Source organism: Micromonospora sp. NPDC005194, from assembly GCF_040608335.1.
Classification (GTDB): domain Bacteria; phylum Actinomycetota; class Actinomycetes; order Mycobacteriales; family Micromonosporaceae; genus Micromonospora.
The window spans coordinates 31,623-43,937 of record NZ_JBEXIA010000024.1 but is presented as its reverse complement, the minus strand read 5'-3'; the positions used below and the strand labels follow the sequence as shown (position 1 = coordinate 43,937).

The window sequence follows — 12,315 nt, the reverse complement described above, 5'->3', positions numbered from 1 at the left end:
CATGTCCCGATCTGCTATTGGGCCGCCCGGGGCGACGAGCAGTCGCGGCGCACCCGCGGCTGGGCACGGGAGGTAGCGCGCACGCATGGACGACTATTAATGTTACAGGTATGACGTGTGACGTCACGATGGGCCAGCGCCCGACGGACCGATCCCGCACCGCGCCCGTCCACCGAGGACGGGCCACGCGGCACGTCCCGTCCCGCTGAAGTGCGCCCACACGACGGACACCCGCCCTCCGTCGGCGTCCGTGGGATCCCTGACCGCCACCCATTCCCATCACCCTCCACCACCGAAGAGGAATCCATGGACGTGAAGAGAAGGCTGAGCCGTTCGCTGGCCGCCGCGGGGACCCTGCTGGTCCTCGTCGCCGGGGCCGGCGTCTACGTGGTCTCCGAGACGCCCGGCGTCGCCCGGGCCGCCGGCACCGGCCCGTGCGACATCTACGCCTCCGGCGGCACGCCGTGCGTGGCCGCGCACAGCACCACCCGAGCCCTGTACGGGGCGTACAACGGCCCGCTCTACCAGGTCCGCCGCTCGTCGGACAACACCACCCGCGACGTCGGCGTGCTCACTGCCGGCGGCGTCGCCAACGCCGCCACGCAGGACACGTTCTGCGCCAACACGAACTGCGTCATCACGGTCATCTACGACCAGTCCGGCCGCAACAACCGCCTGACCCAGGCGCCTCCGGGCGGCTTCACCGGCCCCGCCGCCGGCGGGTACGACAACCTCGCCGACGCGAAGGCGGCACCGGTCACCATCGGCGGTCAGAAGGCGTACGGCGTCTACATCGCCCCCGGCACCGGCTACCGCAACAACAACACCAACGGCGTCGCGACCGGCGACCAGCCCGAGGGCATCTACGCGGTCGTCGACGGCACGCACTACAACCAGTGGTGCTGTTTCGACTACGGCAACGCGCAGACCAACGTCCAGGCCGACGAACGCGCCATCATGGAGACCGTCTACTTCGGCGCCAACAAGCAGTGGGGCTACGGAGCAGGGGCGGGCCCCTGGATCATGGCCGACCTGGAGTGGGGGCTCTTCTCCGGGGTGAACGCGGGCTACAACAACATCGCGTCCATCAACCACCGCTTCGTCACCGCCATGGTCAAGGGCGAGCCGAACCACTGGGCGATCCGGGGTGGGAACGCGCAGTCGGGCGGCCTGACCACCTACTTCGACGGTCGACGCCCCAACGGCTACAACCCCATGAAGAAGGAGGGGGCCATCCTGCTCGGTATCGGCGGCGACAACAGCATCACCGGCCGGGGCACCTTCTTCGAGGGTGTGTTGACGTCCGGCTACCCGTCGGCCGCCACCGAGGACGCCGTGCAGGCCAACATCGCCGCTGCCGCCTACACCCCCGCCACCGGCGGCAACCCGCAGCAGAACGTCCAGGTCGTGGGCGCGCAGTCCGGCCGCTGCGTCGACGTACCGAACGGCACCACCACCAACGGCACCCAGGTGCAACTGTGGGACTGCATCAGCAACAGCACCGCCCAACGCTGGACCTACACCGCCGCAAAGCAGATCCAGGTGTACGGCAACAAGTGCCTCGACGCCAACGGCCAGGGCACCACCAACGGCACCCAGGTCATCATCTGGGACTGCCACGGCGGCACCAACCAGCAGTGGAACGTCAACGCGAACGGTTCCATCACCGGCGTCCAGTCCGGGCTCTGCCTCGACGCCAACGGCGCCGCCACCGCCAACGGCACGAAGGTCATCCTCTGGGCCTGCAACGGGCAGCAGAACCAGCAGTGGGCCCTGCGTAGCTGATCAGGCCGCCTGTCGGGCCGTCTCCGGGTCGTCACCACGACCCGGAGGCGGCACGCTCGCGCCGGGTCAGCGGGCCTCCGGGTCGAGGCCGAGTACGGCTCGTCCGCCGTCCACCGGCAGCGTCACCCCGTTGACGAAGCTCGCCGCCGGCGACAGCAGGTACGCGACCGCCTCCGCCACCTCGTCCGCGCGCCCGATCCGGCCCACCGGATGCAGCCGGGTCAGCTCGGCGTCGATCCACTCGGCCTGGGACGGCTCCTGCGCGGCGAGGAACTCGGCGTGCCGCTCGGTGGCGATCGAGCCGAGCGCGACGGCGTTGGCGCGGATACCGTGCCGCCCGTACTCGACGGCCAGCGCCCGGGTCAGCCCCTCCACGGCGGCCTTCGCCGTGGCGTACGGCAGGGCGCCCGACACCGGCCGGCGGGCCTGGTGCGACGAGACGTTCACGATGGCCCCGCCCGTGCCGGCGGCCAGGAACCGGCGGACCGCCACCGCCGCGCCCACCACGGCCGGGCGCAGGTTCAGCCCGATCAGGTCCAGGACGGTGTCGGCCGACGCCGAGTGCAGCGCCGCGTCCCGGAACACCGCCGCGTTGTTCACCCAGCCGGTGAGACGGCCGGCGCGCTCCGCCACCTCGGCGGCGTGCTCGGCCACCCGCTCGTCGCCGGCGTCGCCGACCACCGGCAGCAGGCGGTCGGCGGCCGGGTGCCCGGCCAGCCAGTCCACCGCCTCGGCGTCGCGCTCCACGACGACGACTGTGACGCCGGTCGTCACCAGCCGTTGCACCACGGCCCGGCCGACGCCACGGCCGCCACCGGTCACCACGCACGTGGTGGCCACCGGCTCAGCCGTCCGATCGGCGGTGCACGACCACGCACGCCAGCCCCGGCCCGGCGTGCGCGGCGACCACCGCGCCCGCCTCGGAGACGTACGTGTCGTGCAGCCGTGCACCGAGTCGCTCGGTGAGCGCGGCGAGCAGCGCCTCGGCACGTTCCGGCGCGGCCAGGTGGTGTACGCCGAGGTCCACGTCGTCGTCGCCGGCGGCCTCGACGGCCAGGTCGACGAGACGGGCCACTCCCCGGCTGGCGGTACGCACCTTCTCGCGCAGCACGATCGCCCCGTCCGGCATGTGCATGATCGGCTTGACCGACAGGGCGGTGCCGAACAGCGCTTCGGCCGCGTTGATCCGGCCACCCCGGCGGAGGAACTCCAACGTGTCGACGTAGAACCAGACGGTGGTCCGGGCGACGCAGGCGAGCGCCGCGTCGCGTACACCGGCGAGGTCTGCCCCGGCCTCGGCGGCCGCGGCGGCCGCGATGGCCGGGAAGCCGAGCCCCATGCCGGCGGATCGGCTGTCGACGACCTCGACCCGACCGTCGAAGTCGGCAGCGGCCAGCCGGGCCGCCTCGACGGTGCCGGACAGGCCGGCGGACAGGTGTACCGAGACGACGCCGTCGGCGCCGTCGTCCAAGAGGCGGCGGTACGTCCGTGCGAACTGCTCGGGGGCCGGGCGGGAGGTGCTGGCCGAGACCCGCCGCTCGCGCAGCGCCCTGGTGGCGTCGGCGGGCTGGGTCTCCACCCCCTCCAGACCCTCCGCGCCGTTGAGCACGACGGTCAGCGGAACGACGGTCAGCCGGTGCCGCCGCACCAGCTCGGGCGGAAGGTAGGCGGTGGAGTCGGTGACGACCGCGACGGGCATGCCCGGCACGCTAGCCGATCACGACGGGATACGCCGAGGCGCGAGCGCGCCGGCCGCGGGCGGGAACGGCGCTCAGACCGCGTCGACGACGGCCGGGGCGGTGACCAGGCCGACGTTGTGCCCCCGTAGCTGCCAGCCTCGAACGTCGTCGTGCCGCAGCTCGGACCAGTGGCAGTTGGCCAGCGAGCCGATGGTGCGCAGCACGCCGGAGGGCCAGCCGAGCAGGTGGCCGACGCCCTGGCGGGAGCCACCGCCGTGGGTCGCGATGACCACGGTCCCGCCGGGGGCCACGTCGGCCGCCGCCAGGAACGCCGCGGCGACCCGCTCGCCGAGGGCGTCCAGCGGCTCCAGGTCCGCCCCCGGGGCGGGGTCGCCAGCCCGCCAGCGGGCGTACTCGGCGGGGAAACGCTCGGCGACCTCGGTGAGGTGCAGGCCCTGCCACTGGCCGAAGTGCCGCTCGCGCAACCGGGCGTCGGTGCGGACCGGCAGCCCGGTCAGCGCGGCCAAGGCCGCCGCGGTCTCCGCGGCGCGGCTCAGGTCGCTGGACACGATGGCGTCGGGACGCAGCGACGCGAGCAGCGGGGCGGCGACGCGGGCCTGGTCGCGGCCCAGCTCGTTGAGGGGTACGTCGGTCTGCCCCTGGACGCGGTTGGCGGCGTTCCAGTCGGTGTTGCCGTGCCGCCAGACGATCAGCCGGGTCATTCGGCTGCGGCGGTCCCGCCGGCGTCGGCCTCGACCAGGTCGCGGTCGACGAACGGGATGGTGGGGCAGTCCTTCCAGAGGCGGTCGAGCCCGTAGAACTCGCGCTCCTCGGTGTGCTGGACGTGCACCACGATGTCGACGTAGTCGAGCAGCACCCAGCGGCCGCCCCGCTCACCCTCGCGCCGGATCGGCTTGGCCTTCTCCGGAAGCTCCAGCAGGCGCTCCTCGATGGCGTCGACGATGGCGAGCACCTGACGCTCGTTGGGGGCGGCGGCGAGCAGGAACGCGTCGGTGATGGCGAGCTGGTCGCCGACGTCGATGATCGCGATGTCCTGCGCCTTCTTGTCGGCGGCGGCCTGGGCGGCTGCCATTGCCAGCTCGTGCGCGCGTTCGGAAACTGTCACCGTTCTCCTTCGATCAGGCGTGCGATCCACCAAGCGTCTCACACCCGGCGAGGTCACGACCCGTCAGTTCTGGTCGATTAGACGTACGGAACGGTGCATACCGGACGTGATCAGGGCTGATAGAGGCGTCGCTTGGCGATGTACTGCACCACACCGTCGGGCACCAGATACCAGACCGGTTCGCCCCGGGCGACCCGGGCGCGGCAGTCGGTCGACGAGATGGACATCGCGGGCACCTGGATCAGGCTGACCGTGTCCGCCGGAAGGTGCTCGTCGGTAAGCGGGAAGCCGGGGCGGGTCACCCCGATGAAGTGGGCCAGCTCGAAGATCTCGTCCAGGTCCTTCCAGGACAGGATGCGTTGCAGCGCGTCCGCGCCGGTGATGAAGAACAGCTGCACCTTGGGGCCGTACTCGGCCTGAAGGTCGCGCAGGGTGTCGACGGTGTAGGTGGGCCCGCTGCGGTCGATGTCGACCCGGCTGACCTGGAACCGGGGGTTGGAGGCGGTGGCGATGACCGTCATGAGGTACCGGTCCTCGGCGGGGCTGACCGGTTCGTCAGCCTTCTGCCATGGCTGCCCGGTCGGGACGAACACCACCTCGTCCAGGCCGAACCGGTCCGCCACCTCACTGGCCGCGACGAGGTGCCCGTGGTGGATCGGGTCGAAGGTGCCGCCCATGATCCCGATCCGCCGGATATCTTCCTCCACCCCGTGATCGTAGGCCGGGCATCGTGGCCGGCCACTCCGGCCCGGTGCCGGCGCACGAGGGGGTCGCCCGGCGACCGATCCCATGCATATACTCGTCTACGAGTAATTGCGAGCGAGTAAGGGGACGTCATGCCCAAGCGGCGCAAGGTCGGCAACCTGCTGGCACTGGCCGTGCTCTCCGCCCTCGTCCAGCGGCCCATGCACCCCTACGAGATGGCAAGCACCCTGCGCGCCTGGGGCAAGGACCAGGACATGGAGATCAAGTGGGGCTCCTTCTACACGGTCATCCGCAACCTGGACAAACACCAGTTGATCGCCGCGGTGGAGAGCGTCCGCGAGGGCCGACGCCCGGAACGCACCGTCTACCGGATCACCGACGCGGGGCGGGCCGAGCTGGTCGACTGGGCGCGCGAGCTGGTCGCCACGCCGATGCCGGAGCATCCCCGCTTCCGGGCCGGCCTGTCCGTCCTCGCCGCCCTGCATCCCGACGAGGCCACCGACCTGCTCCGGCAGCGACTCGACCGGCTGGACGACGCGCTCCGCCGGGACCGCGAGACGCTCGACGCCCACCTGCGGGAGATCCCCCGGCTGTTCCTGGTGGAGTCGGAGTACGACCTGGCCATGCGAGCCGCTGAGGCGACCTGGCTGCGGGCCCTGCTCGCCGAGCTGACCTCGGGCAGCTACCCGGGGCTGGACACGTGGCGGGCCTTCCACGAGACCGGCGAGATGCCGGCCGAGCTGATCGAGCTGGCCGAGAGGACCAGCAGCGACCCCGACAACGCCGACTGAGAAGACAGCTCCGGCGGGGTGCGCCAACACCCCGCCGGAGCCCTACCTCGAACCGACACCTGAGCAGGCACCCGGCCCGAAGCGGCAGTCATGAGGATAACCGGGTTCCCTCCCAGGTCGGTTCGCACGCACGCACCCGACGACACCCAGGGAGAGAGCATGACAACGGCACGAACCGCGATCGTCATCGGCGGCGGCATCGCCGGCCCGGTGACGGCGCTCGCGCTACACCGCGCCGGCATCACCGCCACCGTTCACGAGGCGTACCCGGCGACCGCCGCCGGGGTGGGCGGCATCGGCGGCACCCTCGCGCTCGCGCCCAACGGCGTGGCGGCCCTGCGGGCGGTCGGCGCGGACGAGGCGGTGACGGCGATCGCCACCCCGATCGACCGCACCGTCATGGCCGTCGGCCGTCGGCGCATCGACCTGCCCACCTTGGCCGGAGTGCCGCCGCTGCGCGTGGTGCACCGGGCCGAGCTGCACCGGGTTCTGCACGACCGGGCGGTCGCCGAGGGCGTCGCCTTCGCGTACGGCCGGCGGCTGGTCGCCGTCGAGCAGACCGACAGCGGCGTGACCGCGCGCTTCGAGGACGGCAGCACGGCCACCGCCGACGTCCTGGTCGGCGCGGACGGCATCCGGTCCACGGTTCGTGGCCTCATCGACCCGGCCGCGCCCGGCCCCCGGTTCACCGGGCTGCTCGGCTTCGAGGCGGTCGCCCGGCACGAGGTGGGCGCCGAGGCGGGCACGATGACGTTCGCGTTCGGGCGACGTGGCTACTACCTGTACTGGCCGGAGCCCGGCGGCGGCACCCGCTGGGGGGCCAACCTGCCGCAGCAGCGGCCGATGAGCCTCGTCGAGGCCCGCACGGTGCCGGTGGAGCAGTGGCTGGACACGCTGCGCACCACCTACGGCGACGACGACCCGGGCGGTGAGCTGATGGCCACCAGCAGCGCCGACGAACTCCAGGTCGTCGGGTCGTTGCAGATCATGCCGCCCGTGCCGCACTGGCACCGGGGGCGGATGGTGCTGGTCGGCGACGCGGCGCACGCGCCGTCGAACAGCTCCGGGCAGGGCGCCTCGCTCGCCATCGAGAGCGGGGTGCAGCTCGCCCGCTGCCTGCGGGACCTGCCCGACGTGGCGTCGGCGTTCGACGCGTACGTGCGGCTGCGCCGTACCCGGGTCGAGAAGGTCGCCGCCCGCGCGGCGCGGATCAACCACACCAAGGCCCCGGGACCGGTCGCGCGGACGCTGATGCCGCTGCTGATGCCGCTGCTCGTGCGCACGGCGATGGACCCGGAACGGACCATCGCCCACGAGCAGCGCCACGTCATCGACTTCGACGCCCCGGTGACGGCGGAGCCCGCGCTGCGCTGACCGCAGGGCGCGGGGTGGCCGGGCCGCCCCGCGCCCTGCCGGCACCGGATCGTCTCGGCGGCCCGGCCTCAGGCTGCCGCCGTGACCCCGCCTCAGGCTGCGGCGGCGGCCACCGCCGTCCGGGCGACGAGCGCGCGCCGCAGGTCGTCGTCCGTGTCGGTGACCACCCGGCGCAGGCCCGGGGTCAGGTCGTCGCGGGCCAGCAGCGCCGCGGCCGCCTCCCGGGTCGGCTGCGCCACGGCGTAGTGGGGAAACGCCAGCTTCGCCACCCGGTCGGCCGTCCACGCGGTACGCCGACGCGCGGCGGCCGGCATCTCCGTGAAGTACCGCTCGACGTACGCGGCGGTCAGGTCGGCCTGCTCGGGCTGCCAGAACCCCTCGGCCGTCGCCTCCAGCAGCCGGTTGGACAGCTCGGTGTCGCGCACGATGATCTCCCATGCCGCCTGCTTGGCGGCCGGGTCGGGCAGAGCGGCCCGGCAGCGGGCGGCCCGTTCCGCGCCGGTGGAGCTGACGTCGGCGGCCGCCTCGGCGGCGATCTCCGCCTCCCCGGCCGCGCCCAGCACCACGAGCCGGCGCAGCACCGCCCACCGCAGCTCGGCGTCGACCTTCAGCCCCGGCGGTACGTCCCGGCCGGCGAGCCAACCGACGAGCAGGTCCGTGTCGGTGGTCGCGGCGATCCAGCCGCGCGCGGCGGCGAGCTGCAACGACTCCCCCGCCGTGGCGCCGTCCAGCAGCTGTCGGCAGGCCAGGGCGACCCGGGCCAGCGCCGCCGAACGGGCCAGCGGGTCGAGGTAGCGGTCCACCAGGGACCGGCTGAGGGTCAGCACGTCCTCCGCGATGATCACCTCGGTCTCGGCCGGCAGCGCCGCGACCATCAGGTCGACGAGGCCGCTGACCGGTCGCTCCCCGTCGGTCACCGCGTCCAGTGCCTCGCTCCAGAGCACCGCCCGGGTGAGCGGGTCGGCCAGGCCCGGCAGGACCAGCGCGACGGCGTCCGCCGACGCCGGGTCGAGGCGCACCTTGGCGAAGGTGAGGTCACCGTCGTTGAGCAGCAGCACCCGGGCCGCCGGCTCGCCGGTCAACGCGCCGAGCACGGTCCGACCACCGTCGACGGCCGGGTCGAGATCCACCTCGTCGCGCCGCACCGTGCCATCCGCCGCGTACCGGCCCACGCCGATGCGGTGCGGACGCAGCACCGGATGCGACTCGGGCGCGGTCTGCACCACGGCGACCTCGGTGTAGCGGCCGTCGGCGTCGACGGCGACCTCGGCGCGCAGCGTGTTGACCTGCGGCTGGCGCAGCCACAGCTCGGCCCATTCGGACAGGTCCCGGCCGCTGGCCGTGCTCAGGCTGGCCAGCAGGTCGGCGAGGGTGGCGTTGCCGAAGCGGTGCGCGGCGAAGTGCGCGTTCAGGCCGGCGAGGAACGCCTCGTCGCCGAGCCACGCCACGAGCTGCCGCAGCACGGAGGCGCCCTTGGCGTACGAGATGCCGTCGAAGTTGAGCAGGGCCTCGTCGGCGTCGGCCACCTCCGGCGGGGCGACCGGGTGGGTGGAGGGGCGCTGGTCCGCCGCGTACCCCCAGGCCTTGCGGCGCATGGCGAACGTGGTCCACGACTGGTCGAAGCGGGTCGCCCCGGCGGTGACCCGGGTGCCCAGGTACTCGGCGAACGACTCGTTGAGCCACAGGTCGTCCCACCAGCGCATGGTGACCAGGTCACCGAACCACATGTGCGCCATCTCGTGGGCGATGGTGGTGGCCCGCAGCTCGCGCTGGGTGTCGGTGACCGCCGAGCGGAACACGTAGTCGTCGCGGAAGGTGACGATGCCCGGATTTTCCATCGCCCCGGCGTTGAACTCGGGGACGAACGCCTGGTCGTACTTGCCGAACGGGTAGCGCTCGGTGAAGAGCTGGTGGAACCGGTCCAGGCACTGCCCGGTGACGGTGAAGATCTCCTCGGCGTCGGCGTCGAGGTGCTCGGCGAGCGACCGTCGACAGTAGAGGCCCAGCGGCACACCGTCGTGCTCGGCCCGCCGGACGTGGTACGGCCCGGCGATCAGCGAGAAGAAGTACGTCGCCAGCGGCGCGGTCGGGGCGAACTCCCAGCGCCCCGGGGCCGGGGTGGCGACCACCTCGGCGTTGCCGGAGACGGTCCACTGCGGCGGCGCGGTGACCGTGAGGGTGAACGGGGCCTTGAGGTCGGGCTGGTCGAACGCGGCGAAGATGCGCTGGGCGTTGTCGAGGAACGACATCGCGTAGAGATAGGTCTCGCCGTCGGCCGGATCGACGAAGCGGTGCAGCCCCTCCCCGGCGTTGGAGTACGCCATCTCCGCCTCGACGAACAGGGTGTTCGTCGTGTCGAGGTCGGCCAGCGGCAGCCGGTTGTCGGTCAACGTGCCGGGGTTGACGTCGCGGTCGTTGAGGCGTACCGCGAGGAGGTTGGCGGGCTTGACCTCGGCGAAGGTCGCGGTGCCGGGGGTCGCCCGGAACCGGATCTCGACGCGGGAACGGAACAGGTCCCCGTCGCCGGTCAGGTCGAGGTCCACCTGATAGGACTCGACAGTAATCGCCGCGCCACGCGCGGTCGCCTCTACACGGGTCAGGCTCGGCATCCGCTTATCCTGCCCGATGGGGATCGGCACGCGGTCCCCAGACGGCCCCCGCACTGGAGGAAAGAACCATGGCGCAGCACCCCAAGGGCGATTTCGACCTCTCCCGGGCCGTCTGGCAACGGGCCGAGGGGGACACCTCGGAGAGCGCCGTCGAGGTCGCGTTCGTCGACGATCTGATCGGGATGCGCAACTCCGCCGAGCCGGAGGGCCCCGTGCTCGTCTTCACCCAGGCCGAGTGGGACGCGTTCGTCGCGGGCGCGCAGGACGGCGAGTTCGACCTGGACTGATCGCCCGGCGGTCGCGGGTGGCGAGGAACGACCGCCACCCGCGACGCCAGGTCAGGCATCACCGTCGCCCCAGCCGAGACCGCCGGGACCCGGCGCGTGGTGGAAGCCGGGATGCTCGGCGACATCGACGCAACGCTCCCCGTCCGGGCCGACCGCGCCACAGAACAGCCGCTCGGCCCGGTGCCACGCGTCGGCCGGTGACAGGGCCGCCGCACCGAGGGCCACCTCCGGGCGAAGCAGGCTCAGCGCCTCCGCGTACGCCACCGCCTGCTCGCGGGCGTCGGCCGCGCCCGGCGCGGTGAAGCCCAGGTGCACGGTGAAGAACCGGCGCGGCCGCAACGGCCGACCGGGCGGGCCGATCAGTGGGCGCAGGGCACGACCCGCGCCCGTCGCCGCGACCGCCCGCCGTTGCCGCCAGTGCGGCGACCTGTTGTCGTGCATTCGCCCTCCCCGTGGTCGTGGCCATCGGCCCACCGAGGGCCGCACCGGCCGACCGGTGCTGCCGGCTCACGGTGGCCCCACCAGCTGAGCAAACCAGGTTCCGCCGCCCGTGGGAGGGGCCAGCCGACGCGCTGTCGCCGCGGGGATTCAGCGGCGGCAACACGGGTAGACGCAGCGCGACGGCGACGCCGGCCACCGCTCGCACCCGAGGAGACCCGATGGCGACCATGCCGGCCGACCGCACGCCGGACAGCACCCTCGCGCTGCTCCGCGCCGGCTACCGGTTCATCGGTGAGCGCTGCGAGCGGTACGGCAGCGACGTCTTCCAGGCCCGCATCCTGCTCGCACCGACCATCTGCCTGCGGGGCCGGCCGGCCGCGATGCTCTTCTACGACAACGAGCGCTTCCAGCGCGACAGCGCGATGCACCTGCGGGTGCAGCGGACGCTCACCGGCCGGGGTGGCGTGCAGGGGCTGGACGGATCGGAGCACTCCGACCGCAAGGCCATGCTCATGTCGATCATGACGCCGACGGCCATCCAGCGCCTCGGGCAGCTCTTCGACGACGAGTGGCGGGCGCGGATCCCCGCCTGGGAGGCGGCCGGGCCGGTGCCGCTCTACGACGAGTTGGGCCGCCTGCTGACCCGGGCGGTCTGCGCCTGGGCCGGGGTGCCGCTGGCCACGTCGCAGGTCACCCGCCGCGCCGTCGAACTGCACGCCATGATCGAGGGCCCGGCGGTCGTCGGCCCACGGCACTGGCGGGGCCTGCTCGCCCGCCGTCGCGCCGAACGCTGGCTCGGCGACCTCGTCGAACGGGCCCGGACCGGCATCCACCCGCCGCCGGCCGGCAGCCCGCTTGAGATCGTGGCCGAGCACCGCGACGCGCGCGGGGCGCTGCTCCCCCGCCGGGCCGCCGCCGTCGAACTGCTCAACCTGCTGCGCCCGGTGGTCGCCGTGGACCGGTACATCGTCTTCGCCGCGCTCGCCCTGCGCGACCATCCCGGCTGGCGGGAGAGGGTCCACGGTGACGACGAGGCCACCGAGCAGTTCGTCCAGGAGGTACGTCGCTACTACCCGTTCTTCCCGATGGCCGCCGCCCGGGTCCGGCGCTCGTTCGACTGGGAGGGCCACCACTTCCCCCGAGGACGGCGGGTGCTGCTCGACCTCTACGGCACCAACCACCACCCGGCGCTCTGGCCCGAACCGGAGCTGTTCCGTCCCGAGCGGTTCGCCGGCCGCCGTGTGGACCCGTTCGAGCTGGTCCCGCAGGGCGGCGGCGACCACACCACCGGGCACCGCTGCGCCGGCGAGTGGATCACCATCGACCTGATGAAGCGGGCGGTCACGAACCTGACCGGCGGTATGCGCTACGAGGTCCCGCCGCAGGACCTGACCCTGGACCTGCGGCGCATGCCCGCGCTGCCGCCCAGCGGCCTGACCCTCACCAACATCCGCCGCGCCTGACCCCGTCGCCGGTTTGGATCGAGGCAGGGCGGGCACGTGCAGCGGGCGGCCCGCC

General features: G+C 73.1%; 12 protein-coding genes. 5 read left to right on the top strand and 7 right to left on the bottom strand.

The features are described from left to right. Window positions 1–306 precede the first annotated feature (306 nt). Entirely contained in the window at window positions 307–1,785 is a 1,479-nt protein-coding gene (locus ABZU53_RS20610; RefSeq protein WP_355067048.1) for an arabinofuranosidase catalytic domain-containing protein, read from the top strand. A gap of 66 nt (window positions 1,786–1,851) precedes the next feature. Here ABZU53_RS20610 and ABZU53_RS20605 read toward each other — a convergent pair whose 3' ends face one another. The 5 genes from ABZU53_RS20605 to nadD all read right to left on the bottom strand — a co-directional run bounded on the left by ABZU53_RS20605 (window position 1,852) and on the right by nadD (window position 5,297). Further along, a complete protein-coding gene (locus tag ABZU53_RS20605; protein ID WP_354857946.1) occupies window positions 1,852–2,625 on the bottom strand; it encodes an SDR family oxidoreductase in 774 nt (257 codons plus the stop codon). 4 nt (window positions 2,626–2,629) lie between these two features. Beyond that, window positions 2,630–3,484, bottom strand: a complete 855-nt coding sequence (locus ABZU53_RS20600; protein WP_355067047.1) for a DegV family protein — start codon at window positions 3,482–3,484, stop codon at window positions 2,630–2,632. A 72-nt stretch (window positions 3,485–3,556) separates the two neighbouring features. Further along, window positions 3,557–4,186: a histidine phosphatase family protein gene (locus ABZU53_RS20595; protein ID WP_354857940.1), complete on the bottom strand. Its 630-nt coding sequence runs from the start codon at window positions 4,184–4,186 to the stop codon at window positions 3,557–3,559. Continuing rightward, window positions 4,183–4,590 carry a ribosome silencing factor gene (gene rsfS / locus ABZU53_RS20590; protein ID WP_354857937.1) on the bottom strand — a complete coding sequence of 136 codons (408 nt, stop codon included), beginning with the start codon at window positions 4,588–4,590 and terminating at the stop codon, window positions 4,183–4,185. Before rsfS ends, ABZU53_RS20595 begins: the two co-directional genes overlap by 4 nt. A 110-nt stretch (window positions 4,591–4,700) precedes the next feature. Next, window positions 4,701–5,297, bottom strand: a complete 597-nt coding sequence (gene nadD / locus ABZU53_RS20585) for a nicotinate-nucleotide adenylyltransferase (RefSeq protein ID WP_203178711.1) — start codon at window positions 5,295–5,297, stop codon at window positions 4,701–4,703. Between the two features lie 129 nt (window positions 5,298–5,426). Between nadD and ABZU53_RS20580 the strand changes: the two genes are divergently transcribed. Together ABZU53_RS20580 and ABZU53_RS20575 are read left to right on the top strand one after the other, a co-directional pair. Beyond that, window positions 5,427–6,086, top strand: a complete 660-nt coding sequence (locus tag ABZU53_RS20580) for a PadR family transcriptional regulator (protein WP_355067046.1) — start codon at window positions 5,427–5,429, stop codon at window positions 6,084–6,086. A 159-nt stretch (window positions 6,087–6,245) separates the two neighbouring features. Next, on the top strand, window positions 6,246–7,460 hold the full coding sequence (locus tag ABZU53_RS20575; RefSeq protein WP_355067045.1) for an FAD-dependent monooxygenase: 1,215 nt from the start codon (window positions 6,246–6,248) through the stop codon (window positions 7,458–7,460). Window positions 7,461–7,552: 92 nt separating this feature from the next. Here ABZU53_RS20575 and pepN read toward each other — a convergent pair whose 3' ends face one another. Beyond that, window positions 7,553–10,069 (bottom strand): aminopeptidase N, encoded by a 2,517-nt coding sequence (gene pepN, locus ABZU53_RS20570; RefSeq protein WP_355067044.1) that lies wholly within the window; start codon window positions 10,067–10,069, stop codon window positions 7,553–7,555. 68 nt (window positions 10,070–10,137) lie between these two features. On the opposite strand from pepN, the gene ABZU53_RS20565 reads away from it, so the two are divergent. Continuing rightward, the gene (locus ABZU53_RS20565; protein ID WP_007464035.1) at window positions 10,138–10,356 is read left to right on the top strand and encodes a DUF397 domain-containing protein; all 219 of its coding nucleotides are present in this window, start codon (window positions 10,138–10,140) and stop codon (window positions 10,354–10,356) included. Window positions 10,357–10,407: 51 nt separating this feature from the next. Here the strand turns inward: ABZU53_RS20565 and ABZU53_RS20560 are convergent, their stop codons facing one another. Next, window positions 10,408–10,797, bottom strand: a complete 390-nt coding sequence (locus ABZU53_RS20560) for a hypothetical protein (protein ID WP_354857924.1) — start codon at window positions 10,795–10,797, stop codon at window positions 10,408–10,410. A gap of 218 nt (window positions 10,798–11,015) precedes the next feature. On the opposite strand from ABZU53_RS20560, the gene ABZU53_RS20555 reads away from it, so the two are divergent. Further along, window positions 11,016–12,260, top strand: coding sequence for a cytochrome P450 (locus ABZU53_RS20555; protein WP_354857922.1), 1,245 nt, complete (start codon window positions 11,016–11,018; stop codon window positions 12,258–12,260). Window positions 12,261–12,315 lie beyond the last annotated feature (55 nt).